22 protein-coding genes and 1 pseudogene are annotated in these 24,304 nt (G+C 66.9%); 7 read left to right on the top strand and 16 right to left on the bottom strand.

What is annotated here, in order from left to right; translation table 11 throughout:
• Positions 1-56: 56 nt before the first annotated feature.
• The 5 genes from MFF61_RS24985 to MFF61_RS24965 form a co-directional block, all read right to left on the bottom strand.
• Entirely contained in the window at positions 57-287 is a 231-nt protein-coding gene (locus MFF61_RS24985; RefSeq protein WP_238240339.1) for a hypothetical protein, read from the bottom strand.
• Between the two features lie 70 nt (positions 288-357).
• Positions 358-1,566 carry a plasmid replication protein RepC gene (repC, locus tag MFF61_RS24980; protein WP_373324796.1) on the bottom strand — a complete coding sequence of 403 codons (1,209 nt, stop codon included), beginning with the start codon at positions 1,564-1,566 and terminating at the stop codon, positions 358-360.
• A 354-nt stretch (positions 1,567-1,920) separates the two neighbouring features.
• The gene (repB, locus tag MFF61_RS24975; RefSeq protein ID WP_238240336.1) at positions 1,921-2,907 is read right to left on the bottom strand and encodes a plasmid partitioning protein RepB; all 987 of its coding nucleotides are present in this window, start codon (positions 2,905-2,907) and stop codon (positions 1,921-1,923) included.
• Entirely contained in the window at positions 2,904-4,130 is a 1,227-nt protein-coding gene (gene repA / locus MFF61_RS24970) for a plasmid partitioning protein RepA (protein WP_238240335.1), read from the bottom strand. Before repA ends, repB begins: the two co-directional genes overlap by 4 nt.
• A 588-nt stretch (positions 4,131-4,718) precedes the next feature.
• On the bottom strand, positions 4,719-5,018 hold the full coding sequence (locus tag MFF61_RS24965; RefSeq protein ID WP_238240334.1) for a DUF736 domain-containing protein: 300 nt from the start codon (positions 5,016-5,018) through the stop codon (positions 4,719-4,721).
• Between the two features lie 834 nt (positions 5,019-5,852).
• Between MFF61_RS24965 and MFF61_RS24960 the strand changes: the two genes are divergently transcribed.
• A complete protein-coding gene (locus tag MFF61_RS24960) occupies positions 5,853-6,110 on the top strand; it encodes a hypothetical protein (RefSeq protein ID WP_238240333.1) in 258 nt (85 codons plus the stop codon).
• Positions 6,100-6,666 (top strand): type II toxin-antitoxin system VapC family toxin, encoded by a 567-nt coding sequence (locus MFF61_RS24955; protein ID WP_238240332.1) that lies wholly within the window; start codon positions 6,100-6,102, stop codon positions 6,664-6,666. The genes MFF61_RS24960 and MFF61_RS24955 overlap by 11 nt, the downstream gene beginning before the upstream one ends.
• Before the next feature lie 182 nt (positions 6,667-6,848).
• Here the strand turns inward: MFF61_RS24955 and MFF61_RS24950 are convergent, their stop codons facing one another.
• A complete protein-coding gene (locus MFF61_RS24950; RefSeq protein ID WP_238240330.1) occupies positions 6,849-7,748 on the bottom strand; it encodes a recombinase family protein in 900 nt (299 codons plus the stop codon).
• Positions 7,749-8,069: 321 nt separating this feature from the next.
• Here MFF61_RS24950 and MFF61_RS24945 point away from each other — a divergent pair, with 321 nt between their 5' ends.
• From MFF61_RS24945 to MFF61_RS24935, 3 genes are all read left to right on the top strand, one after another.
• Entirely contained in the window at positions 8,070-9,194 is a 1,125-nt protein-coding gene (locus MFF61_RS24945; RefSeq protein ID WP_306423416.1) for an RHE_PE00001 family protein, read from the top strand.
• A gap of 96 nt (positions 9,195-9,290) precedes the next feature.
• Complete coding sequence (locus MFF61_RS33990) at positions 9,291-9,662, top strand: WGR domain-containing protein (RefSeq protein ID WP_306423415.1); 372 nt, start codon at positions 9,291-9,293, stop codon at positions 9,660-9,662.
• Between the two features lie 96 nt (positions 9,663-9,758).
• Entirely contained in the window at positions 9,759-10,451 is a 693-nt protein-coding gene (locus MFF61_RS24935; protein ID WP_306423417.1) for a type II toxin-antitoxin system RelE/ParE family toxin, read from the top strand.
• 472 nt (positions 10,452-10,923) lie between these two features.
• Here MFF61_RS24935 and MFF61_RS24930 read toward each other — a convergent pair whose 3' ends face one another.
• The 9 genes and pseudogenes from MFF61_RS24930 to MFF61_RS24890 all read right to left on the bottom strand — a co-directional run bounded on the left by MFF61_RS24930 (position 10,924) and on the right by MFF61_RS24890 (position 20,354).
• The gene (locus MFF61_RS24930; RefSeq protein ID WP_238240327.1) at positions 10,924-11,223 is read right to left on the bottom strand and encodes a DUF736 domain-containing protein; all 300 of its coding nucleotides are present in this window, start codon (positions 11,221-11,223) and stop codon (positions 10,924-10,926) included.
• Positions 11,224-11,892: 669 nt separating this feature from the next.
• Entirely contained in the window at positions 11,893-13,203 is a 1,311-nt protein-coding gene (locus MFF61_RS24925; protein WP_238240326.1) for a hypothetical protein, read from the bottom strand.
• On the bottom strand, positions 13,200-13,718 hold the full coding sequence (locus tag MFF61_RS24920; RefSeq protein ID WP_238240325.1) for a hypothetical protein: 519 nt from the start codon (positions 13,716-13,718) through the stop codon (positions 13,200-13,202). The genes MFF61_RS24925 and MFF61_RS24920 overlap by 4 nt, the downstream gene beginning before the upstream one ends.
• 211 nt (positions 13,719-13,929) lie before the next feature.
• The gene (locus MFF61_RS24915) at positions 13,930-14,859 is read right to left on the bottom strand and encodes a DUF2493 domain-containing protein (protein WP_238240324.1); all 930 of its coding nucleotides are present in this window, start codon (positions 14,857-14,859) and stop codon (positions 13,930-13,932) included.
• 317 nt (positions 14,860-15,176) lie between these two features.
• Entirely contained in the window at positions 15,177-16,217 is a 1,041-nt protein-coding gene (locus MFF61_RS24910; protein ID WP_238240323.1) for a DUF7146 domain-containing protein, read from the bottom strand.
• Positions 16,218-16,229: 12 nt separating this feature from the next.
• Positions 16,230-18,059: pseudogene (locus tag MFF61_RS24905) on the bottom strand (strawberry notch C-terminal domain-containing protein); the annotation flags it as partial.
• Positions 18,060-18,199: 140 nt separating this feature from the next.
• Positions 18,200-19,228, bottom strand: a complete 1,029-nt coding sequence (locus MFF61_RS24900) for a tyrosine-type recombinase/integrase (RefSeq protein ID WP_238240320.1) — start codon at positions 19,226-19,228, stop codon at positions 18,200-18,202.
• Positions 19,225-20,139 (bottom strand): tyrosine-type recombinase/integrase, encoded by a 915-nt coding sequence (locus MFF61_RS24895; RefSeq protein ID WP_238240317.1) that lies wholly within the window; start codon positions 20,137-20,139, stop codon positions 19,225-19,227. Before MFF61_RS24895 ends, MFF61_RS24900 begins: the two co-directional genes overlap by 4 nt.
• Positions 20,133-20,354, bottom strand: coding sequence for a tyrosine-type recombinase/integrase (locus tag MFF61_RS24890; protein WP_306423414.1), 222 nt, complete (start codon positions 20,352-20,354; stop codon positions 20,133-20,135). Before MFF61_RS24890 ends, MFF61_RS24895 begins: the two co-directional genes overlap by 7 nt.
• A 146-nt stretch (positions 20,355-20,500) precedes the next feature.
• On the opposite strand from MFF61_RS24890, the gene istA reads away from it, so the two are divergent.
• Complete coding sequence (gene istA, locus MFF61_RS24885; RefSeq protein WP_238240315.1) at positions 20,501-22,015, top strand: IS21 family transposase; 1,515 nt, start codon at positions 20,501-20,503, stop codon at positions 22,013-22,015.
• Between the two features lie 11 nt (positions 22,016-22,026).
• Complete coding sequence (istB, locus tag MFF61_RS24880; protein WP_238240313.1) at positions 22,027-22,770, top strand: IS21-like element helper ATPase IstB; 744 nt, start codon at positions 22,027-22,029, stop codon at positions 22,768-22,770.
• Positions 22,771-22,835: 65 nt separating this feature from the next.
• Here istB and MFF61_RS24875 read toward each other — a convergent pair whose 3' ends face one another.
• Positions 22,836-24,293, bottom strand: a complete 1,458-nt coding sequence (locus MFF61_RS24875; protein ID WP_238240311.1) for a tyrosine-type recombinase/integrase — start codon at positions 24,291-24,293, stop codon at positions 22,836-22,838.
• Positions 24,294-24,304 lie beyond the last annotated feature (11 nt).

Here is a 24,304-nt window from a genome sequence, read left to right as displayed (position 1 = left end):
GTCAGTTCGGGGGCAATCTCACCGGCCCTTTTTGCGGGTGTGAGATTCCGGCGTGGTCATGCACCACTCCCCTGGTCACCGTGACGAATATGCTCCTGGTCGGCGTGCTGGCAAGAAGCGTCCCCGTCTAGCGGATCCAGCAGAGCGCGCCGCCGCGACTCCAGCACCCGCCGCACGTCCTCCAGCAACCGCTTGAACGCAGCAATGTCGACGCCGTCGCTCGCCATCATCATGCGCACGATCGGCTCCGCAACGAGCTCGTCGAGCGAAGGCTCGCCCTCGACCATGATCATTGTCCCTGTTCACGGCAGACCGTCTGGGCCAGGCGCGTGACCAGAGGATGACCGTCAGCCACCGCTACGCTCGTTTCCGTTCGGAACCGAGTTTCGACCGTAGGAGCGCCATGAGCACCGGCCCAAGGGAAAACGCCCCTCCCCTTGCCTTCTCGGTTAAGCTTCGCAGGTAGCCGCCCGGGCTCTTGATCGCCTCCCCTCGCTGCAGGATCGCGGCGACCATCACCGCGGCGTCTTCCTCCCCCAGAACACTTCGAGCATCGTCCCACGCGCTGGGACTGATCCCGAGTGCCGAGCGGACTAACCCCGCTGTCGCCATGAAGTCCCGCCACGAGCTGATGCCATGGCGCGCATAATCGACGATGTCCGGGCAGGCCTCGAGAACCATCCCCAACGGGAACGATCGTTGCGGCGTCCTCGGCGTTTCCGGTTGTGGCTCAACGGCCGCCCCCTGGCTTCCTGGGAAGCCTGGTTCAGATTCTAGGGGGTTTGGATTTGAATTTTGTATGTGGCATCCACTTTGGGACTCATTGGCGTCCGGATTCTGTGTTTCCACGTGGTTTTCTAGCACCTTACGGATTTCGTCGACAAGGCAGCCGAGCTTCTCGGCCAAGGGCTCCAGCTCAAGACGCGTGGCAGTGCGCGGAATGCGGCTTACGAGCCCCAGGTAGGCGGCGTGATAGCCCCGCCAATCCGCCGGCACGTCCTCCTCGAGCCCGACCGCGATCATCTTGGCGACATCGCGGCGGTAGAGCGTGATCCGCTCCCGAGCGAGGGCGAGCGCTCGTCGTTCGGCCTGCACCTCCTCGGCCAGGCGCTCGAACTCGGCCGCCCGCGCCACAAGCGGCGTGAGATCGAAACCGAAGGCCGTCTCGATGGCGCCCCCCTGCCCTTTCCGGGCGTAGCGCTTGCCGTTCGGGCTGTCGCGGCGGATCACTAGGCCGCAGTCCACGAGCGCCGCCAGATGTCGCCGCAGCGTCGTTGGTGGCATGCCGTGAGCCCGTAGGGCGAGCTGGGCGTTCGACGGGAAGACGATGAGGTCGTCATCGCTCGTCAGGGCGGTCTCGGGGTGGAAGGTGAGCAAGGCGTTCAGCACCGCAAGGCTCCGATCGGAGACGCCGATCGCAGCTTTCCCTTCGCAGATGGCGCGGAAGATCTGCCACTTGTGGACTGTCGTGTTCGGTGGGCGCGCCTTGGCCGCCACCTGGCTTGCCACCATGGCAAGCGACAGCGGCCGCCGCCCAAAGGGCGTCGTTGCAATGTGATCCATGATCTCTCCTTCGGGCAAAGGAGAGCCGTTCGCCGACCTGACGCCGAAACTCTTGACGGGTGATTCGGAGGCGAGTAGGGTTTGGCTGTTCAGACCTATCGAGCCGGTTTCTATTGGTGTCGTGTTGGGGCTCGTCCCTATCGCCGATGCCGGTCGGAAACCGGCTCATTTACTTTGCCATTCATAGCTCCTCAGCTTCGGGGTACAGCTCACCGTTCGCGCCCAAAGCGTGAGCGCGCCGCCTCGCTGCTGGTTTCAGGACTGGCCAAGCCTGGCCGAGTTGACAGCTGTCAACCGGGGAAGGCTGTGGACGTTAAGCTTCTTGTGGTTCTGTAGCGGCGCCTCCTTTGTTGAATGCTAGTGATTGCCCCGGGACCCGTCCTCAAACTCCCTTATGAGCTGAGGTAGGCGGGCCTCGAGGAAGGCACTGAAGGCGGGCTCTTCTGCAGACACGCGCAGCCCCTTGGGAGAGTGCTGGAGGCGCGCAACCGTACGGCCCGTTCCGAGCTTGAGAAGCGTCACGTTCCCTGATCGGATCCGCTTCGGTTGGAGTGCGGCGAACAAGAACTCGAACCGGCGATCGGTATCCGCCGCCTTGAACTCTTCGGATGCCAGTGTTGCTCTGACCTTGCGCACACCGGCCGGTTCGCCGATTAGCTCCGCAAGTTGCATCCATCGCGGACGGCCGATCTTCGGCGCGGGACCGACGGCCAAGATGACCTCGGCTGAAATCGTTGTGGCCACGGTAATCAATCGTGAGAGCTCCCCCTTCTCCACGCCCAGGGCCGCCATGATTGTCGGGCGATCGAACTTCCGCTCGACGAGGTGCGCAGCGAACAAGGCGCGCTCGATGAAGCTGAGGTCGCGTCTCTCGTTGTTTTCCTTTCCTTGCGCAATTACGAGTTCGGCATCGGAAAGATTGCGGACAATCGCCTTGACCGTCCGTCCGAGTTCCGATGCGGCCCGCAGTCGCCGATGGCCGTAGGCGACCTGATAGCGGCCGGGCGCGTCGGGATGCGGACGCGCCAGTATCGGAACCTGCTGCCCGTGAGCTGCTATGCCCTCCTTCAGCGCTTCAAAGTCGGGGTCCCCGGCACCGCTGATGCGGTCGGCGATGAAGGAACCATCGAGCAGATTTGGGTCGAGTTCGACGACGCGGTCGCCGCTCTCAAGCTGGGCACGCAATGCACGCGCCTCCCCGGCATCTTCGGAGAGGCGCTGCAGCCCGAGGTTCATCGCCCGCACGGGACCGGAGACCACCCGATTGGGCGTCTGCTCTGAGGCGACCTCCTGGCGGGGCTTGCCGCCAGCGACCATCTCCCGAAGAGCGTCACGTCCCTTCATGCGGTTACCCTCCCCCAGGCTTTCTTGATTAGACTTTCAATTTCGCGGTTTACGGCATCCATTGACTCGACCGCCCGATCGTAGGTCTGCCGGTTCATCGTCTCGCGGCCCGCTTCGTAGATCGTCTGTTTGGAGAGGCCGGCGTCTGACACCGCGGTGCTCTTGACCATCATGTTGGTGAGCACCCGCTCATCGAAGAGCGAGCGTAGAAACGCGACGATTTGGGTCTGTGGGCCGTCATTTGGCTCGTAACGGGTTACGAGATAACGGAGCCAGTCGTACTGCAAGTTTCCGCCTGCTTTTCGGACGACCGCGAGCATATCGGCCGTCATGGCGAGGAACTGGTTCATTGAGGCGACATCGAGCATCTGCGGATGAACGGTGATCAGCACGGAGGTCGCCGCGCAGAGTGCACTCATAGTCAAGAAGCCGAGTTGAGGCGGGCAATCGATCACCGCGACGTCGTAGCTCGCGTTAACTGTGGCGAGGGCGGATTCGACCCGTGCGAAGAACATGCCCTCGCTGTCGTGCCGCCGGTCAGCTAGCATCTTCGGCGTGTCGTGCTCGAACTCCTGGAGCTCGAGATTACCTGGCACGAGATCCAAGCCGGCGAAGTAAGTTGGCCGGACAATGTCCGCGAGCGGGCGCTGGTTGCCATCGTATCGGATCGCGCCATAGAGCGTCTCGCCCTCGCCAACGTCAAACTCGGGTTGATATCCGAAGAGAGCTGACAGCGAGGCTTGCGGGTCGAGGTCGACTGCGAGAACGCGATATCCGTGCAGGGCGAAAAACTGGGCAAGGTGGGCTGCGGTGGTCGTCTTGCCTGATCCGCCTTTGAAGTTCGTGACGGCAATGATTTGCAGATGCTCGGTGCCAGTCCGTGCGGGCACATAGGATGCCTTCGCCTTCGCAAGGAGCAGACGAAGCTCATGAATCTGTTCTAGGCTATAAAGGCGGCGCCCGGCCGAAGTCTTCTCCGGCTCCGGGCCGTCCCCACCAAGCGACAGGTGCCGGAGGTAGCTGTCTGTGACGCCGATCAGTTTAGCAGCCTCGCCACTTGTAAATCGCCGGAGCCGCTTGCGGGCCTCCGGTGGAAAAAGCTTTGCGCGGAGTGCCTGGAGTTGGGTACTGAGGGCACGAGCATCATTTGCGATGAGCTGGTCCATCGCGGCCGGGGCTTCGGCCGCCAAGCGCCGAGCGGTCTCGACGGACGATCTCCCCATTCACGGTCTCCTCAGCGATTCGCGTCCTTCGGCGTAAATGGTATCCGTGAGTCTTGGGATGAGAGTCAAGGAAGGCTGTGAAACGGTGCACCTTGCGCAGTGGCGAGCCGTTCTCCCATGTCGCGAGACCCCGGTGGTCATCGGCCCAAGTTGACAGCTGTCAACTTGGGATCTCATTGGTGCGTCTCGTCTTTTGACCTGGGAGCCATTCGGAGTCGCTCTCAACGGCCCGGGAGACCTGCCGAGCATTTGTGAGCGAGGGACTGGGGGGCTGAAACCCGGCAATGGTCGGTGGGAACGGGATTCGGGGAAGGCAAATCGATTCGTCCATCGAGGTGGTCGGAGTACGCGAGTGTCTTTAGCCAAACAAAGCCGCGCGCCGTCATAGTAAGCGACGATCGGACTCGCGAAGGAGTCTCGGATAGCTGGAGCGTGACTGGTGCCGCTTACCCCCGGGCTGGTATTTTGACGGTCCCCGCCGCGGAGCCGCCGTCAGCGAGCGGCTGTGATCCGCGAACGTCGCGATGGGAGACCGGCTCCGAGCGCATGAGAGGGGAGGGGAGGGGGGCTTGGCGCCCCCCGTCCGGTTCAGCGGGACCAGATCAGGTTGCTGGCGCCGTCCTCGCCCTCGACCAGGGAGGCGTAGATCGGGGCTGGGAAGCTCGGATCGTCCAGCTTGACCGAGGTGTAGGGTCGGCCCTCCTTCGAGGTCTTCTTCCAGGCGGCGCCGAGCTCGACGTTGGTGGTGCCGGCGATGATGCGGAAGTCGGGGCTCTTGTCGTTGTCCTTCTCGACCGGGACGAAGCGCACCTTGGCGTTGAGGGTGAGGGTCTTGACCGAGCCGGTGAGGCCGTTGCCGTTCTGGGTGAAGGTGCCGATGATCGCCATGACTGTCTCTCCGTGAGGTTCATCTCGGCCGCGCCCGTCGCGGCCTTGATGGGATCGAAGAGGCCGGGGGCGAGCGACCCGCACCCGAAGGGCCGCAGCAGAGCGGAGGACGGCCAAGGCGGCTATTTTGCTCCGCGGGGAATGCCCGATCCGGGGCCCTCGCGCGACCTGTCGCGTGGGGTGGTCTGGCAGGGGAAAATAGTCGACGACGCCGTTGCGGAGGTGGTCGAGGCGAAGCCGGACCTCGGCCAGATCCCACCAATCAAGGCCCGCGACAGGGGCGTGCCGACCCCTGAACCGCTCCCAGGAGAGACGCAGTGACCCCGGCGGCAACCCCGGAGAAAAAACGCAGCGGACCCCGCTCGGGTAGGCCCGAACCCGCCTCGCACTGGCTCCATGACCCCGGCGAGAGGCCCACCGGTCCCCACGGCCAAATTGCTGCCACCACTCGGCACGAGGGCCGCCCAGAACCGAGAAGAGCCGCCCGCCAGCTCAAGCCCTGTCCGCTCCAGTCCCGGCCGAAGCTTACGCCCCAGTGGCAGAGCCGAAACAGCGCAGCGGCCATGGGCCCGAGTGGCACGGAGGTGCTGGGACCTCAGGCCGAGCGGTCGTCAGCACATTCCCAGGCGGCACAGGTGAGGTGGAAGGGTTGGAGGAGCGATTCGCCCCTCGCGCTACCCCGCCAGCGATCGTCACCCCAGAGGGCGGAGACCGCTTGCGGGCTCTGGGAGCGGCTGTAGCCGCGAGTAGAGCGCGGTCCTGCAGGGAGGCGCCCATGTCGTCCTTGCTCTGTGTGACAAGATCGCCTATTCTACACACAATCCGGAGAAAGCCATGTCCGCCCAGCTGCCCCACACCCGCCTACTCGAAGAGGCCAAGAGCTCCGGCCTGCTCGCGGGAGACAAGACAGCCCATGTCAGCATCCGGACGACGGGCGCTCTCATCGCGGCCGCCAAGGAACGCACCGGCATCGAGTCCACGACAGAACTCGTCGAGCTTGCGCTGGCAACGCTTGCCCTTCCGGACCCGGTGAGCCGCTACATGATCGAGACCTACGGCACGCTCGGACCGGACCACCAGCTTGACGTTTGATCTCGAGGCGCTGCTCCGCCAGACCAAGCCCGAGAAACGGATCGGCGCGCTCCGGCATCGCACCTCAAGGGAGCTGCTGCACGCGGAGCAACTGAGGCCAGGCCCATTGGTGCTGTTGCCCGATACGACGGTTTACGTCGATATGGCCGCCGGTCGGATGCCCTCGGCCGCATTCGAACTGGTCCGTGAGGCGACTCAGCTGCACAGCGTCGTGTGCCTGAGCGAGCTTGCGCAAGGGCTCAGCCTGCATGATCCGAAGGCGACCCGCTATCGTGCGATGCGAGGCCACTATGTGGAACTCGTGCGGCGCATTCCGGCGAACCGAGTGTTGACGCCGGACGACGAGGTCTGGATCCGAGCGGGGATACTCACAGGATCGCTGACCCGCACGCAAGGTTATCAGTCGCATCAGCGCAAGGAGTTGCTGGCCGATGCGCTCATCTATCTCTCCGCCGCGAAGGCGGGCGTGCCCGTCCTCACCCGCAACGCGGGTGAGTTCGACCTCTTGAACCAGCTGCACCCGGCTGGTCGGGTTATCGTGTACGGACACGCCTGAGAGGTCGTTCGACCGGGATTGGCGGACAGCGAGCCGTCATCCCCCTGGCGCGACCAAGGCGCAGACTGGAAGGTCGAGGCGATAGCAGACGCCCGCGCAGAACGCAGCAGTTGCTGCGGCGTCCCGACCGGCCGTGCTGCGCGAGGTCAAGCCCACGCGAGCGTGGTTCGGAGCGAGTGAGGTCACGCCCGGTCCGACGAGACCGGAAGCAACCCACGTTTCCGAGCCCGGTCGAGCAAGCTCTTCACTGAACCCGGAGCCCACCGGCGCCCGCCAGAGGGCGTACGTTCGTACATGGCCTCGAGCTGTGCCCCGATGCCGGCGAGCGTCATGTCCGGATTGGCGCGCGTCATTCCGGCGACGAGGGTCATGAGCCGATCGTCCGCCGATCGGGGAGTGGCTTTGCCGAGCAGCTCCGGCTCGGCAAGCCCGTCGGCGATGAAGCGATCGACGGCGCGTCGAAGCCGCTCCACGGTCCACCTCTCGCCGTCCGCGGCTCGAGCATTGAGCACCCTCACGACGTCCTCCCAGCGCTGGTGTGGCCGCATCTGGCGGACGATAGGAAGCCAGGTGCTCGCGGTGGCGTTCAGCTTGTCGAAGTAAGCCTGCTCCCGGGCCCTCGCAATCTTCCGCTTCGCGTCCGGGTTGCCGGCGCGCAGCTGGGGGTTTCCGGGCTTCTTGCCCTTGGCGCGTGCCACCTCGATCCCGACCATGGTGCGCTCGCGGATGAGCTGGCGCTCGAACTCCGCGACGGCGCCGAGGATCTGCAGGGTGAGCATGCCATGCGGGCTTGTGGTGTCGATCGTATCCGCCAGCGACCGGAAGCCCGCGCCGCGCCCGGTCAGGTCCTCAATCACCGCAAGGAGATGAGAGAGGGATCGCGCCAGGCGATCGAGCCGCGCCACGACGAGCACGTCTCCGCGTCCGACCGCCGCCAGAGCCTTCGTCAGCTCCGGACGGGCCCGACTGGCGCCGGACAGACGCTCCTCGAAGATTCGCGTGCAGCCCGCCTGCCGCAGTGAGGCCAGCTGGCCGGTCAGGTCCTGCTTGTCCGTCGAGACGCGCGCGTAGCCGATCAGCATGAGGACCGCCCTGTGCCGCGACCGTTCAGGGCCGATTCGCCGGGCTATCCGCCGTTCGTAGGCCCAATCGGCCCTGTTTTCAAACCCTTTGAGGCATGAGAAAACGACCGGTTGAAGACACCGAATTCAACGTAGGCCTGGATGGCCGAGCCCCGGTTTCTACTGGGAATGCCAGGACGCGGGGATCAAGACGCGACCAAGAGAGCTCGCCGGAATAGCGAAAAGGCAGGGACCCGGAAGCGCCGACAAAGAGGCTCGACAAAGGCCCAGGAGTGACGGAAGCTAGGTGCTGGTTGATTTCCGTTTGCCCCCGAGGCTCTTTTGCGAACAATAACTTACGCCGTTGACCTCTCGGTCGGATGGGAAGTCCTGGGGAGGCCTTTTACGGTCGCCGAAGATGCCCTCGCGCGGCTTGACGAGCGGCTGCGCACCAGTCCTGTCGCAAGCGGCTGGAAAAGCCGCACCCACTTTCACGACGCCTGCGCGTCGCTCTGGCTCGCCGGCGAACTCGTCCACCTCGAGGACCTCGTCCTGCATGACGCCGGCATGGACATCCGGACACCAACCCACGAGCTGACGCGGGCTCGCGCGGTCTTGCGAGCCCGACGGCTCGTGGCGGCAAACGAGCCGGCGTGGGCTCTCAGCCGAGCAGGGCTCATGCAACTCCGCGGTCGCAAGGGCCCGCACGGCACGGAAGGAGGGGAGGGGGACGCGGATCACGATGAGGTTCAGGATGGAGAGGAGGTCGACGACGCACCAGAAGATGCCGAAATCCAGCCAGATGATTTGACCGAGGAGTTTGCGGCGATCGACGCCGTTCTCGACCGGTCCTCGCGCCTCCTCCAGGATGGCTTGCTCGAACCCAAGCGGGAGCGGGATCCGCTCGTTTACGATCTCGATTGGGACGAGGATGCTCGGCTTCGGGAGTGGTGCTCCGCGCTCGACGCCACTCGGCAGCTCCCACCTTTGATGGCTGCGGCTTTGGCATCTGAGGCCTGGCAGATGCTCGACCCGCTGCAGCATCTCCCATGGCTCGGCCAGATCCTGATCGCTGCAGCCCTGCGGGAGCGAGGGAAGACGGTCGCGCATCTGATGTGCCTGAACGTCGGATTGCGCCAGGTTCCCCGCGAGCGCCGACGCAGTGCGAGCCGCACCACGCGTCTGCTCGCTTTTGCGGAGGCGGTCACGGCAGCGGCGGAAGCCGGCATGAAGGAGCACGACCGCTTGCTGCTGGGACGAGCCCAACTGGAGAGAAGGCTCCGCGGAAGACGATCGACATCCCACCTCCCGAGCTTGATCGAGCTGGTGTTGGCCCGACCGGTTGCCACGGCCTCCCTGATCGCCAAGGAGCTCGGGATTACGGCGCGCGGCGCCCAGAATCTTGTCGCGGAGCTTGGGTTGCGGGAAGCGACCGGACGAGGACGCTATCGCGCCTGGAGCATCTGAGTTGGACCGGCCGTCGATCACGGGTGTGAATCGTTGGACCCGGATGGATTCAAGATTTGAATTGGACCGGTGTTGCCGCGCAAGCGATGCTTGCGCATGTCCGATCCCACGCTGCAAGTCTTGGTGCTCGAGCGCCGCGATCCGGCGCTGAACATGGCGCGCTTCTACGTGTTGTCCATCGAGCCGACCTTGTTCGGCGATGCGGCGCTTGTGCGCGCATGGGGCCGCGTTGGCTGCCGCGGCCGGGTGCGGCTCGACCTTTATGAGGATCGGGTGAAAGCGACCGAGGCGCTTGAGGATTGGCTACGTCGGAAATCACGGCGCGGCTACGCCGTGCGGCCGCCGATGCCCGAGTTCGAAACGCGGTCTTCGGCGCTTTGCAAGGCTCGGCAAGGCCGGCGGTGCGCTCCTTCTGGTGCTGAAGACGCCGGAGGTGGCCCTGAGAAGGGGGCCGTGGCGCGCGGGTAGAGGGCGGCCGACATCATCCGGCTGGCCTGGGAGCGGTCCTAATCCCTAGCGGTCCAAACATCTCCAGTCAGCACTTGCTCTAATTCCGTCGATGGAATATATTGTGCTGTCAGCTGGAGCGTCGAATACACGGGCGAGTTCGGGAGCTGGTACGAGGCCATCAGCGAGGGTGTCCAGGACGACGTCGACCGCCTCGTGGGGCTCTTGGAAGCCAGAGGGCCGAACCTGCCGTTCCCGTACTCCTCGGGGATTGAGGGCTCGAGGCACGATCACATGCGTGAGCTGCGGGTACAGAGCGGCGGGGCTCCGATCCGGATCTTCTACGCCTTCGATCCGCGGCGGACGGCGATCCTGCTCATCGGCGGCGACAAGACTGGCGGTGACCGCTTCTACGACGAGATGATCCCGACCGCCGACCGGCTCTACGACGCGTATCAGGCGAGAGGGGTTGATCCCATGAGCGGGCATCGTTCCTTTGACACCCTTCGGGCGAAGATATCGCCGGAGCGCCGGGCGCGGAATAGGGACGCGACAGAGCGGATGCTGCGGGAGATGACTCTGCATGAGCTCCGGCAGGCTCGGGAGCAGTCGCAGCAAGACCTGGCGCGGGAATTGAAAGTCGGCCAGCCGGCGGTTGCCAAGATGGAGCGCCGGGCGGACATGTACGTTAGCAACCTCCGCCGCTATGTCGAGGCCTTGGGCGGCACGCTCGAGATCACGGCGCGCTTCCCGGACGGGGCGAGCGTGACGATCACGAACTTCGGCGAACTCGCTGGCTCGCCCGAGTAGAAACGCTCGTCCTCGCCGCCCTTTGCGGCCGTGTTCCTCGGCAAGCGGTTATCCGCTCGAACTGGTTCAGCGGCGCGCTATCGCGCTTTGGACTGTGCTGGTGGCCTCCAAGGGCTGAGGGGGAGGCGTGGGCGCCCCTCTGGCCCCCGGCCCTTTCACCCCGGCCGTTTGGTGGGCGTCATCGTCCGCCTTGGCGGTGGCAACCGCTGTCGGTTCGGTGCCGCTGTTCGGGAGCCCGAACGACCGCCGGTCACGACTGGTGGTCGCGGGAGGTCCGCAAGATTCATTTGTAGCGCGCTCCTAGGCCGGCTCTGGGTGGGATCGCCGGCGTCGAGCGCCGGCGGCTGGCATCCTGACGGTCCCCGCCGCGGAGCCGCTGTCAGCGAGCGGCTGTAATCCGCTGGCGTCGCGCTGGGAGACCGGCTCCGGGAGCGCGAGAGGGGGAGGGGGCGTTGCCGCCCCCCGTCCGGTTTCAGCGGGACCAGATCAGGCTGCTGGCGCCGTCCTCGCCCTCGACCAGGGAGGCGTAGATCGGAGCCGGGAAGCTCGGGTCGTCGAGCTTGACCGAGGTGTAGGGCCGGCCCTCCTTCGAGGTCTTCTTCCAGGCGGCGCCGAGCTCGACGTTGGTGGTGCCGGCGATGATGCGGAAGTCGGGGCTCTTGTCGTTGTCCTTCTCGACCGGGACGAAGCGGACCTTGGCGTTGAGGGTGAGGGTCTTGACCGAGCCGGCGAGGCCGTTGTTGGTCTGGGTGAAGGTGCCGATGATCGCCATGACTGTCTCTCCGTGAGGTTCATCTCGGCCGCGCCCATCGCGGCCTTGATGGGATCGAAGAGGCCGGGGGCGAGCGACCCGCACCTGACAAGGCCGCAGCAGAGCGGAGGACGGCCAAAGGCGGCTATTTTGTTGCGCGAGGAATGCTCGGCACGAGCAGGGGAAAATAGTCGACGACGCCGTTGCGGAGGCGATCGAGGCGAAGCCGGACCTCGGCCAGATCCCACCAATCAAGGCCCGCGACATGGGTGTGCCGACCCCATGAACCCCTCCCCAGGAGAGACATGGCGCTCCCTCGGCCCGCGCCAGAACCGGCGCACCGCCTGAGCGGCAGCCCAAACGCCGGCCACCAGGCCGATCTCGGCTGTCCGAGTAGGACATTCGCGACCCGAGAGCTGAGCCTCCTCGACCTCCCTTCGCCGTGCCGCGCCGTCGCCCGAAACACCGAGAAGAGCCGCCCGCCAGCTCAAGCGCCGAACGCCCCCTCCCGGCCGGAACCCGCACCCACAGAGAACCAGAGGATTAATGGACGGCGGAAGACGTGCCGCTTGACGGCCAGGGCCACTGCTGACCGACCCAGACGAGTGCAGAGCAACCCAAAGATCTCAGGTTGAGGAGCGGGCGCTGGGCCACGTCGTCTCGTGAAGCGTGCTGTGCAGCTGGCGATCTCTACGCAGCCTCAAGGCGCTCCAGCAGGGTCTCTCGCGGGAGCACATTCTTGTTGACGAGCAGCGTTTCGACGACGTTGCGGTGCACGTGGAAGTGCCTGGCAGCCGCGTCGATCTGTTCGTCCGTCGGAGCCTCTATGTCGACGTATCGTCGCACTTCGGAGAAGGGGCAGAGCAGGTTCTGCGCAAACCCACGCTGGAATTTCTGCCGCTCGGTCTTCGCTCGACTAATGACACCAAGCGACTCCCCAGAGATCCAAATGGCGTCGGCAATAATCCGCGCCAGTTCGAATCTGCGATCCACCGCAGTTCTGGTCTGGAGGGCCAGCTTAGCGTGCTGGTCGCGCTCGCGGAGCAGCGCGGCGTAGGGAAGGCGGCTCGCTGTGGCCGAGGCCGCCGTCAGCTTCTCCCACGAGACCTCGAGCATCTCAGCCATGGCATCAGTATCGAACCGATCTGCCGAGACACCTAGCCGGTTGCGGACCTGCCAAGCGGCATCTTCGCCCCATTTCCAAGCTGGAGCTGGCGTCTCAAAGATTTCGCGACTGACGGATTCGGCGACCGAGAGGGCCACGGTCAGCTCGGACACGTGGGAAGCTGCGACGGCCTTCTTCAGGTATTTAGCAGACGCCTCACCGGGAGCTGATAGAGCCGCTTCCTCGATCCCGTTCTCGCCGAGGGAGGACCCGAGAGCCGTCATGCCCTCGATCAGACCGTCAGGTGCGCAATCCGGATCAAAGCCAAGGCGGGCTTCAAGCCTGCGCCATGCAGCAATGTCAGCATCCGCGCGCTCCGCCGCGAGCTCGCTCACCAGGCTGGCGAGGACCGTCCCGTCCTGTGCTTGAGCGCAGGACTCGAGAACCTGTTCGAAGAACCTGTCCAACGCCTCCTCGAAGTGATTCCCAGGCAGGACGTGAACCGTCTCCAACTCAAGATAGCGGATGGGACCGGTTGTCGGCCGGGCGCCGAATGCCGGTGCGAGGACAACCCGTGGACCAGTCCCGTAGATCATGATTGGCGGCCAAGCGGCGCCGCTGCCCACCGAGGTTAGCTCATGACGTAGGCGCCAGTCTGCGGACGGCCTCTTGCCTAGAAACGGCTCCCACCGCAGCCGCCACCAATTGTCGGCAAGCCAAAGCGCAAGACTCACGGCGGAGGTGCGGAAATGATCTCGCATGGCTTGCGTCGCAACCTCGACCAGTCGCGTCAGCACTTGCTCGCCTGACACAATGCGGAGTTCTGCGACATCGCGGGCACCCACGTCCGGCGTGGATTTCCAAACAGCGTAGATGCCGAAGCTCTTATCGATCACGCGTAGCGTTCCATGGCTTGCTCAAGACTGAAAAGGAGATGTGTATTCCCGGGAGTATAGACGTACTCGGTATAACGAGCGATGACCTTCTTAGCGAAGGCGTCTGAGGGAAGCAGCGGATACCCGTGGTAGATGGCCTGGGTCGGGGTCGTGATCCGTCCCTCGTAGATCCAGCCGTCATCATCAACGGTCCAGATGATCGTCGGGTCGCCCTGTTTGTCATTGTGACCGATGAGGCCAGCGGTGATGCCACGCTCTACCAGAGCCGGAACGCGGGCCATATCCTCGGGCGTGAACCCAGCGTGGCCATCGCAGAACGTGTCATCCGCATCTGAAGCCGCCGGTTCCAGGTCAAACGCCCTCGGCTGCTCCTTATGCTTGCCGGACCCCGCATAGGACGCTCGGGCTGCCAAAGCGCAAAGGCCTGCAGTCGTGGGCACCGGCTCACGCAGTTGTCGTTTATCGTTGTCACTGGAGCGCTCTGTGACGAGACGCCGCTTCGGTCGTTTCGCCATAAGGAAGCTTGTCGCTCGAGTATGGTTCGCATTGCAGCTCGTGTCCGCTCCTACGCGACAGCGAGCCGCATCCGGCATGGGGACGGCGAGACCTCTCCTGGCATGATAGCAGATCGATGGCCAGCGGCTCGCCAGAAGCAGTCGTGACCATTGTGATGCTAGTCCCACCGGGAATGCTGGCTCGTCGGGCTGTCGCGGAAGGGCGGCGCTCTCACGCCGCGCCTCCCTTGCGGAAGTCGAAGAGCGGGATGCCGAGCTTCTTGGCCTTATCGGCGAGGTTGTCGGAGATGCCGGAGCCGGGGAACACGACGGCCCCGATCGGCAGAACTTCGAGGAGCTGGTCGTTGCGCTTGAACGGCGCCGCCTTCTGATGCTTGGCCCAGTCGGGCTTGAAGGCGATCTGCGTCACCTTGCGGGTGTCGGCCCAGCAGGCGGCGATGCGCTCGGCGCCTTTGGGCGAACCGCCGTGCAGGAGAACCATGCCGGGGTGCTTGGCGTGGACCTTGTCGAGCGCGGCCCAGATAGCGCGGTGGTCGTTGAAGTCGAGCCCGCCGGTGAACGCGACCTTGGCTCCAGTGGGGAGCATGACCTCCGTCTCGGCTCGCCTGCGGGCGGCGATGAAGTCGCGGCTGTCGATCATGGCCGCGGTGAGCGTCTTGTGGTTCACCATCGACCCTGAGCGAGGACGCCAGGCTGAGCGGGTGTGCCGCTCGTAGAGGTCGGCGGCGGTGTCGCGCATCAGCTCGAAGGCGTTGCGGCGTTCAATCAGCGTCAAGCCCTCGGCCGTGAGCCGCTCCAGCTCGACCGATCGGACCTCGGAGCCGTCCTGTTCGCGCTGAGAACGCTTCTGCGCCTGCTCGTTGTCGTCGAGCTCGCGATCGATCCGCTCGGCGGCGCGGTGGAACAGGTTGACCTGGCCCCAGAGCAGATTTGCGAGGTCGGGTTCGAGGCGCGTGTCCTCCAGTGTCGAGACCATGGCGTCGAAGATGTCGGCGAGCGCTCCAGTGACGCGGTGCGCTTCGGGCAGTGGCCGCGGATCGGGCTCGTCCTCGAAGGGGCGGAAGCCATGGAGCTGGAGTTCGTGGAGGATGGTGGCGGTCGGGGATTCGGTCGTGAGCTCGTGGTCGGGATTGGTCGTCATGGTGGTTCGCCTCCGGGTCGGGGCCGCGCCTCTCGCGGCCTTCCTGGGCGACGAAGAGCGGGGGCGGACCGGGCCTGCACCGCCGGGCTCTGCCGGCGGCCGAAGCGCACGCGGAGGACGGCGAAGGCCGGCTCTTTTGCTTCGCGATGCAAAGGCCCGCTCGCGGGCCGGCGGAAAAGAGTCGGCCGCAGCCGTTGCCGGACCGGGACGGCTCCGGTCCGATCGCCCTCTCGGAAGGCCGAAGGCGCGGCTCTCACGCCCGGCAGCGTTTCCGCCGATCGATCCTGCGGGCGCGAGCCGTCACCCTCATCCCGGCCTCATCCCTCCAGCACCAGAAACTGCGCCACGTCCTCCGGGGCGAGTTGCACCCGCAACCCGGCCACCAGAGCACTGCGTCCGAGCTTGCGGAGATCCTCGTTGAAGTCGCCGAGTGCCGAGTCGAGCGTCAGCGCCTCGATCCCGGCCTCGCCGGCGCGGGTGGCCAGCGTCTCCACCGCGCGGTGTCCTGCGGGATCGTCGTCTCGCGCGAGGTAGAGCCGGCGCAGCGTCGACGGCAGCTCCAGGGCGGCGAGATGGTTGGCCGAGAGCGCGGCCGTCATCGGCAGTGTGGGCACGACCTGCCGCAGCGACAGCATCGTCTCGATGCCTTCGCCTGCCGCCATGACGTCTGCCGCCACCCCGAACCGGACGCCGTTGCCCAGGAGATGGCCCATGGCGCGGCGCGGCGTCGAGACCGGCGCCTTGCCGAAACCGTCCGGCGCAAGCCATGTCCGGTGCGCCCCGGTGATGGCGCCGGCAAGATCGGTGACGGCGGCGATCATCGCTGGCCAGGTCTCGGTCGGCGAACTGTCGTCCGGGCGATAGTAGCAGCGCGGATGGAAGCGCAGCGCGCCCGCATCATGAAGAGCCTTGATGCCGCGATTGCGCAGGTAGGTCTCAACGAGCGTCCGGCGGATCGGCTGCGACATGGCGAAGAGCCGCTGAGCCGCTTCCGGCGATCCGACGGGAACGGGTGTGCGAGCGGGCTTTGGACTACGGTGCGGTTCGGCGCGTGGCAGGCTCAGAAAGCGGCGTGCCTCATCGGTGGCATCCCGAAAGTCGATGAACCCGCAGCTCTCCCGGATGACGTCGAGGAGATCGCCGTGTTCGGCCGAGGCGGCATCGGTCCAATGCCCGGCGGCGCCGGGACCGGATTCCGGCCCGCCGAGCCGGACGAACATCGACCGGCCGGGCGTGTTGCGAACGTCGCCCACCGTCCAGTAGCGGCCCTGGCGACGCCCGTTGGAGAGGTAATGACGGCACACCGCCTCGGCCTCACGCGCGAGGCGGCGCGCCAGTTCGGAAGCCTGGCCCGACATGGCATGGCTCCCTCAGGCCGCGGCACGGTCGGCGACCCGCGCCAACGGGTGACGCTCGAGCAGCGATCCGAGGAGTGCAGGCCCGCGCTCGCCGGTCGGCACAAACAGGCGGAGCTTCCAGGCGATGATCTCGGAGACGAGCCCCATCGCCTTCAGCCGTTCGACCATGCCGTCCGAAAAGCCCGTGACCTCGACCCGAACGCCGCCCATGACGGTGGCGCGGCGGACGGTCAGACCCTCGGCGAGGTGCAGCACTGCGCCCTTGTCCAACACCGCGATCCAGGCGTCCCCCGCAGGAAGTGCCGGAGCGTCGGCCCCGAGCGCCTGCGCGACCCAGGCGGGCGAGACCTGGCGTCCGATGATGCGCTCGCCGTCATCGGTCTGGAGCCGATAGACCCGGCAGCCCTCGTCGGGCAGCCGCCGCCAGATCGGCAGCAGCAAGCCGGTCACGACGTACAGCGCGCTTTCGGTGAAGGCCGGCACCTCGGCGAGCTCGCTCGCCCATGCGGACGCGAACGCATCCTCGTTGGCCTCCTCCCACGAGGTCGCCTCCAGCATCGCGGACGCCATCGAGATGCGCTCCATCGGCCGCAGCAACCGGATGCGCCGCTCAACCTCCCCGTCGTCGAGGACGAGGCTCGGCGCCGGAATCTGCACGGCAGCCCGGTGCGACTTGGCGTTGACGAGCAACCGGCAGCCTCGTTCGCGGGCTCGGTCCAAAGCCTCAGCCAGCGCGAGGGGCTCGTTCCGGTCGCGTCGGGCGACCGTGAACACCTGTGTCTCCGCGCCGGTGCCCGGGTGCGTGTAGATCGTCCTCCGCTCGGCGACGGTTAGGCTCTCGGCCGTGATCGTCTCGACCCCGCGGTCGTAGGCGCCGGACGCGATCGCCCCTTCGATCTTCGCCCGCAGCAGGCCATCGAACACGTCGAACAGGGTGTTCTGCAGGCCGATGGTGAGCGCGAGGAGGCGGTTGAGGAACTGCGTGATCGGCGGCAGCTCCTCCTTGAGGGAGCCGTCGCGGTCGGTGAGCGACAGCCCCGTCGCATCCTCGAAGCGCTGGAGCGAGCAGCCCTCGACCTTGCCGGCATAGAGCAGCATGTAGAGCTGCCGGAGCGCCGCCCGCGCATAGACGCTCTCCAGATTGTCGTCGGCCCGGAACAGGCCCTGGCCGCCGGTCTGGCGTTGGCCGCGGGTGATCGCGCCGAGCGTATCGAGACGGCGCGCGATGGTGGAAAGGAAACGCTTCTCGGCTTTCACATCGGTAGCGATGGGTCGGAAGAGCGGCGGCTGGGCCTGGTTGGTGCGGTTGGTGCGCCCGAGGCCCTGGATCGCGGCGTCGGCCTTCCACCCTGCTTCGAGCAGGTAGTGGACGCGAAGCCGCCGGTTCTTCGCGCCAAGGTCAGCGTGGTAGCTGCGGCCGGTGCCGCCAGCCTCCGAGAAAATCAGGATGCGCTTGTCGTCATCCTGGAAGGCGGCGGTCTCGGCCAGGTTGGCGGAGCCGGCACGGCTCTCGACGGCAAGGCGCATCTCGCCGTCCGACCCGAGCTTTCGCACGATGCGGCGCGAGCGACCGGTCACCTCGGCCACATGCTCGGTCCCGAACCGCTGAACAACCTGGTCGAGCGCGCCCTGGACCGGCGGCAGAGCCGCCAGGTGCTCAAGTAACCGGTCCCGCCGTTCCACGGCATCGCGGCACTGCACCGGCTGGCCATCACGGTAGACCGGCCGGGACGAGAGGTTGCCCTCGCCGTCGGTGAACTCCTCGAACAGCTGGGTCGGAAACGAATGCGCGAGATAGTCGAGGACGTAATATCCCAAGTCCCCGTTATGCTGAGTGGGGATGGTCAAGGTCTTGGTAGGACGAGCCATTTGCCGCCTCCGCTTGGCATGATCCCGGTCCTCCCGCTCTCTCGACCGGAAGGACCTCATGACCACCCCTCAGCCCTCGACCTCTCGCCTGGGGGCCCTCCCTGAGCCGGCGCTTACGGCACCCGATCGACGCTGGGCGCCCTCGGGTTGCGTGCGGCCGCGAGCACCGCCATCAGCTGGTCGGAGGGTAGCCGGAAGCGGCCGGCCTTGAGTGCAGGCGGACCGTGCGCGGCCAGCACTGCGAGCTTCTCCGCCGGGTCCGCGCGCAGGTAATGCTCGGTGCTCTGGATGCTGGCGTGACCGAGCCACAGCGCCACCTTGCGGATATCGCCGGTGGCGGCGAGCGTGTGCATGGCGCAGCTGTGGCGCAGCACGTGCGGCGTGACCCGCTTCGAGGCGAGCGATGGCGCCTTGCGCGTCGCCGCCTCGACATGCCCCGCCAGCCGGTGCGCGAAGCCGTCCCGCGTCATGGGCCCGCCATCCCGGTTGAGGAACAGCTCGGGTCCCTGACCGGTCGGCCGGACCGCGAGCCAGGCGCGCAGCGCGGCCTGCGTCTCGCGCCACAGAGGCAGCACACGCTCGCGTCGCCCCTTGCCGAGAACGCGCACCGTCCCGAGTGAGCGGTCGGGGAAGTCCTCGAGGCGCAGCGACAAGAGCTCGGATGCGCGCAAGCCCCCGGCATAGGCGAGATGCAACATGGCGCGGTCGCGCAGGCCTCCGACGGAGCGCGGATCGGGTGCGTCGAGCAGCGCCTTCATCTCGTCTCGGGTGAGATAGTCGATGAGCCTCGTGTCGGTTCGCTTGATCGGCAGCGCGCGGATGCTCACCGCCTGCTCAAGGCAGGCCGGAACCCGGTACTCGATGTAGCGGAAGAAGGTCCGGATGGCCGAGAAACGGGCGTTGCGTGAGCGCGGGACGTTGTTGCGCTCGCTTTCCAGGTGATCGAGGAAGGCGCGCACGAGTATCACGTCGAGATCCTCGACCCGAAGGTCGCCCGGCCTGCGCTTCACCCGGGCGGATGCGAAGCGCAGGAGCAGGGCGAACGTGTCCGCGTAGGACGCGATCGTGTGCCGGCTCGCGCCGCGCTCCCGTGGCAGGTGATCCTTGAGGAAGGCGGTCAGGTAGGGTGCGAGAGGGGTCATGCCGCGCCTCCCGCGAAGGCCTGCTCGGCCGCCGCAGCGATGCCGTTCAGCAGGACCGGCGTCGCCTGGAGGTACCAGTAGGTGGCCGCCACGTCGGCGTGGCCCATGTAGGTGCTGAGCGCCAGCATGTGCCGCGTCACCGCTGTGCGGTCGGGCGGACAGGCCGTGAGAGATCTGACCGCGAAGGAGTGTCGGAGATCGTGCAGGCGCGGCCCTCGAGCACCCTGCACGCCGCGGATGCCGAGCGCGCGGGCGAGGCGCACGAAGACGCAGTACACGCGGACCTTGGTCGGGGCGCGGCCATGCCTGACGACGAACAGGTCGTCGCCGCCCGCGCCGAGGCGCTGGCGAGCGACGAGATAGCGGTCGAGCGCCGCTCGTGTGCTCGGGTGCAGGGGAAGGAGGCGGCTCTTGGCGAACTTGCCCCTGCGCACGACCAGGCCGTCGTCGGTCAGATCGGTGCGCTTCAGGGCCAGCGCTTCGGAGATGCGCAGGCCTGTGGCGGCCAGAAGCCCGAACAGGTGATGGTAGGTCAGTGGGCTGATGGTCCCCTTGGGCGGGACATCGAGGGCGGCGGTCATGATCGCCGCGATCTCGCTCGGCGACAGCAGGTAGGGCGCAGGGCGGGGCCGCCTGCCCCGGCCGAACGCCCCTGAGGGCGGGACCTCGTGGCGGCCGTCCTCGGCCCGCAGGAAGGCTGCGAAGCGCCGAGCCGTGTCGTAGCGGAGGCGGGCCTGCCGCGGCGAGGTCGCCTCGCTCGACCACGCGCGCACGCGCTGCGTGACGACGAAGCCATCGCCGGCCGCCGAGGCGAACCGGGCATAACAGAGGAGAAGCCGCGCCTGCTCATCGAAGCGAAGGCCGAGGCTGCGCTGCAGGGCGACATAGCGTTCGACGTCGGCGATCAGCATGACGCGTCTCCCGGCCAGGGCTGGGCGACCTCCACCAGCATGGCGGTATCGACCTTGGCGTAGATCGCGGTGCTCTCGGGCGAGCGGTGCCTCAGGACCGTGCCGATCGCATCCAGGTTCGAGCCGGCGCGCAGCAGTCCGCTCGCCAGCGAGTGCCGGAACATGTGCGGATTCCGATCGAAGCCGGCCACCGGTTCCGAGATGATGTCGGCCACCGTTCCGATATGAAGCCGGCCAGCATTCCAACATGAAGCCGGCCACCGTGTAGCCGATATCGGCGGCGTTCCCCGCGGGTCAGCAACCGCGGCATCCCCTCCTCACTGACGAGGAGAACGGGATGCCGGCCGGGAGAGAGCTGACCATGCGACAGATCCGACAGATGCTGCGGCTGGCCCGCGATGGAGTGAGCGCGCGCGAGATCGGGCGAACGCTCCGGATCGCGCGATCGACGGTGCAGGACAACCTTGGACGCGCTGCCGCGGCGGGCCTCACGTGGCCGCTTGGGCCCGAGATCACCGACGCGGTGCTCGAGGAGCGTCTCTTTGCCCGGGCGGGCGTGAAGCAGGGTGCCCGCCGACGGGTCGAACCGGACTGGCCGTCGCTGGCCCGGGAGATGAGGCGGCCGGGCGTCAACCTGATGGTGCTCTGGGAAGAGTACCGGGACGCGCATCCGGGCGGCTACGGCTACTCGCGCTTCTGCGACCTCTTCCGCGAGTTCGAGCGCCGCCTCACGCCCGTGATGCGGCAGCATCATGCGGCGGGCGACAAGGTCTTCGTCGACTACTCGGGCAAGAAGGTCCCGGTCGTCGATCCATCCACCGGCGTCGTGCGCGAGGCCGAGATCTTCGTGGCCGTGCTCGGCGCCTCCAGCCTCACCTATGCCGAGGCGACCTGGAGCCAGGCGCTTCCGGACTGGATCGGCGCGCATGTGCGCCTGTTCCGATTCCTCGGCGGCGTGCCGCGTCTCGTGGTGCCCGACAACCTGAAGAGCGGCATCCACAAGGCCTCCTTCTACGACCCCGAACTCAACCGCTCCTACGGCATGATGGCGCATCATTACGGCGTCGGGATCTTGCCGGCTCGGCCGAGGAAGCCGCGGGACAAGGCGAAGGTGGAGGCAGGCGTGCGCTTCGCCCAGACCTACATCTTGGGTCGCCTGCGCCGTCTCACCTTCTTCTCGCTCGCCGAATGCAACGCCGCCATTGCCACGATGGTGGAGCGCATCAACGCTCACCTCATGCGCCGTCTGGGCACCAGCCGACGGGCCCTGTTCGAGGCGGTCGAGCGCCCGGCGCTGCGGCCCTTGCCGGCGGGCGAGTACGAGTTTGCCGAATGGCGCCTCGCCCGCGTGAACCTCGATTATCACGTCGAGGCGTCCGGCTTCCTGTACTCGGTCCCGCACGGTCTCATCCGCGAGCAGGTCGACCTCCGGCTGACCACCCGCACCGTCGAGGTGTTCCACCGCGGTCAGCGGGTGGCCGCGCACGAGCGCCGATATGGCGGGAGCCGCCATGGCACCGATCCCGATCACATGCCCAGTGCCCACCGGCGCTACGCGGAGTGGACGCCCGAGCGCTTCCGGCGCTGGGCCCGCGCGTTCGGCCCCGAGACGGAGGGGCTCGTCATCGCGATGCTTCACCATCGGCCCCATCCCGAGCAGGGCTTCCGGACCTGCCTGGGCGTCCTTCGCCTCTTCCGTGGCCTCGATCCCGCGCGGGTCGAAGCCGTCTCGGCCAGAGCCGTCGCGGTCGGAGCGCTCACCTACAAGAGTATCGCGTCGATCCTCGCCAACAACCTCGACCGCGCGCCGCGCCCATCCGGGAGCGCGCCCGTGATCGACCACCCCAACCTGCGCGGCCCGCGCTACTTCCACTGACGGAGACCACGATGCTGACCCACCCAACCCTCGATCTCCTGCACGCGCTCGGCCTGCATGGCATGGCCCAGGGCTACAAGGCTCTCGAGGCCAATCCCGAGGCCCGCTCTCTCGACCACGCCGAGTGGCTGGGGCTCCTCCTCGATCACGAGAGCACCTTGCGACAGCAGAAGCGCTTCGAGACCCGCGCCCGGGCGGCACACCTTCGCCATCCCGCCAGCGTCGAGGACGTCGATTACCGCGCCCATCGCGGCCTCGACCGCGCCCTGTTCCTCAAGCTCGCTGCCTGCGACTGGATCCGAACCCGACGTAATCTCGTCATCACCGGGCCATGCGGCGTCGGCAAAAGCTGGCTCGCCTGCGCACTCGGGCACAAAGCCTGCCGGGAAGACCTCTCGGTGCTCTACTTCCGGGTGCCACGGCTGTTCGCGGCGCTCGGCCTTGCCCGCGGCGACGGGCGCTACGGCAAGCTCTTGCGCCAGCTCGCACGCGTCAACCTGCTCGTGCTCGACGACTGGGGGCCCGAGCCGCTCCTCCCGGAGCAATCGCGTGACCTTCTGGAGATCGTCGAGGACCGCTACGACGCGGGCTCTCTCCTCATCACAAGCCAGGTTCCGGTCGATCGCTGGTACGACATCATCGGCATCCCCACCCTGGCGGACGCCGTGCTGGACCGGGTGGTCCACAACGCTTACCGCATCGAACTCTCCGGCGAGAGCCTGCGAAAGCGGAAGGCCGCAGACAAGGCCGCTTGACCCCGCGCCCCACCGTCGTGATCTTCATCCTCGACCCGCGGGAAAGCCACCGCACCTGGCCGCCTTCATGTTGGAATGCTGGCCGGCTTCATATCGGAGCGGTGGCCGGCTTCACATCGGAATCCCCGGCCGGATCGATCGGAATACGCAAACATGTGCGCGCCGGTCGGCACGCCCGCGATCCCGCCCCGCTTCAGCACGCGGGCGACGATGCCCGCGATCTCGGCTGCCGAGCGGAAGGGAGTGAAGGGTGCCTGGGCGCGGAGGAACACGTGCTGCTCGGCGACGACGGGGCGGCTTCCGGTGATGTAGGCGAGCAGCGCCTCACCCACGTCCTGGGGGAGCGGCATGGCGACCGAGCGCCGCTGCTTCCCGTGCAGCCGGAGGCGGCCATCACGCCAATCGACGTCCTCGAGACGCAGTCGCCAGACGTCGGCGGCGCGCAGCCCGAGGCGCGCGAGCAGCAGGATGATCGCGCGGTCGCGGACGCCGACCGGCGTCGTGCCGTCGCACGACGCGATGATTGCCTCGATTGTCGACGGCGCGGCGTAGCGAGGCAGTGTCGCCAACCGGCGCCGGACGGCGGGCGGAACCGCCTCGGCGAGCGCTGCGGAGCACGCGCTGGCGCTTGCCGCAAAGCGCAGGAACGAGCGCAGCACCGTCACCGTCATGCGGATCGAGGACCGTGAGCGGCTTGGCTCCTGCTCGATCACGACCGATCGAACGGCCGCCGCTGTGTAGCGCGCCGGATCAGGGCCGAGCCTCGGCAGCCAGCGGGTCGCCTCCTGGATGTATCGCCGGATCGTCGCATCGGTCGCACCCCGCTCCTGCGCGAGCCAGGTCCGGTAAGCGCCGAGGGGGCCGTCCGTTGGCCGGCCTTCCACCGCCAGGCAGGGCGCTATCGCGCCTTGCCTGCGCAGGTAGGCGCAGAACCGACGTGCACCCCGGCGCCGGTGCGCCGGTCCGGTCCCCGGCACGCGGACGCCGCGCTTTGCCCTGATCGGGCAGCGACACTTGTGAAGCGCGAAGCGCTCGATCGCGCCCTCGTCAAGGGCGGTCCAGCGGATACGCGAGACGCGCAGCCAGCTCACGAAGTGCGCTGCCTGCGCGGAATAGCCGAGCCTGACGCTACGGCCGTGGCCAAGCGCGGCGAGATGCTCGGCAAACCCGTCGAGATATGCCCCAACATCGACCCGATCGCTTGGGGCGACGATTGCGCCCTGATTCTCCAGGAAGCAGACGAAGCGCCGGACCTGGCCGAGATAGGCCGGCTCCCGCACCTGACGTGCGCTGTAGCGAGGGCAGGCGCAGCGGTGCCGGCGAAACCGTTCCACGACATCGTCGTCGATGACGTCGATCGGGATGTGGTGCGTGCTCGTCCAGCGCAGGAAGTGCCGCGCCGCGCTGCCCGCGTGCGCGAGAGAGGTGGTGGAGCGCGGCGGCCCGCAATCCGACAGAAACCTGCTGATCAGGGCGGCGTGCGTCTCGCCCAGGCGAGAGGTCGAGGGCTGAGGGGTGGTCATGAGGTCCTTCC

It is taken from the genome of Methylobacterium isbiliense, from assembly GCF_022179325.1.
Lineage (GTDB): Bacteria > Pseudomonadota > Alphaproteobacteria > Rhizobiales > Beijerinckiaceae > Methylobacterium > Methylobacterium isbiliense.
This window is presented reverse-complemented; position numbering and strand designations above follow the sequence as displayed.

Coding starts and splice junctions, on each gene's coding strand:
- istB (WP_238240313.1), top strand. CDS start 22,027: ATGCTGACCCACCCAACCCTCGATCTCCTGCACGCGCTCGGCCTGCAT.
- MFF61_RS24985 (WP_238240339.1), bottom strand. CDS start 287: ATGGTCGAGGGCGAGCCTTCGCTCGACGAGCTCGTTGCGGAGCCGATC.
- MFF61_RS24900 (WP_238240320.1), bottom strand. CDS start 19,228: ATGACCCCTCTCGCACCCTACCTGACCGCCTTCCTCAAGGATCACCTG.
- MFF61_RS24960 (WP_238240333.1), top strand. CDS start 5,853: ATGTCCGCCCAGCTGCCCCACACCCGCCTACTCGAAGAGGCCAAGAGC.
- MFF61_RS33990 (WP_306423415.1), top strand. CDS start 9,291: ATGTCCGATCCCACGCTGCAAGTCTTGGTGCTCGAGCGCCGCGATCCG.
- repA (WP_238240335.1), bottom strand. CDS start 4,130: ATGGGGAGATCGTCCGTCGAGACCGCTCGGCGCTTGGCGGCCGAAGCC.
- MFF61_RS24910 (WP_238240323.1), bottom strand. CDS start 16,217: ATGTCGGGCCAGGCTTCCGAACTGGCGCGCCGCCTCGCGCGTGAGGCC.
- MFF61_RS24875 (WP_238240311.1), bottom strand. CDS start 24,293: ATGACCACCCCTCAGCCCTCGACCTCTCGCCTGGGCGAGACGCACGCC.
- MFF61_RS24950 (WP_238240330.1), bottom strand. CDS start 7,748: ATGCTGATCGGCTACGCGCGCGTCTCGACGGACAAGCAGGACCTGACC.
- MFF61_RS24930 (WP_238240327.1), bottom strand. CDS start 11,223: ATGGCGATCATCGGCACCTTCACCCAGACCAACAACGGCCTCGCCGGC.
- MFF61_RS24895 (WP_238240317.1), bottom strand. CDS start 20,139: ATGCTGATCGCCGACGTCGAACGCTATGTCGCCCTGCAGCGCAGCCTC.
- istA (WP_238240315.1), top strand. CDS start 20,501: ATGCGACAGATCCGACAGATGCTGCGGCTGGCCCGCGATGGAGTGAGC.
- MFF61_RS24920 (WP_238240325.1), bottom strand. CDS start 13,718: ATGGCGAAACGACCGAAGCGGCGTCTCGTCACAGAGCGCTCCAGTGAC.
- MFF61_RS24965 (WP_238240334.1), bottom strand. CDS start 5,018: ATGGCGATCATCGGCACCTTCACCCAGAACGGCAACGGCCTCACCGGC.
- repB (WP_238240336.1), bottom strand. CDS start 2,907: ATGAAGGGACGTGACGCTCTTCGGGAGATGGTCGCTGGCGGCAAGCCC.
- MFF61_RS24915 (WP_238240324.1), bottom strand. CDS start 14,859: ATGACGACCAATCCCGACCACGAGCTCACGACCGAATCCCCGACCGCC.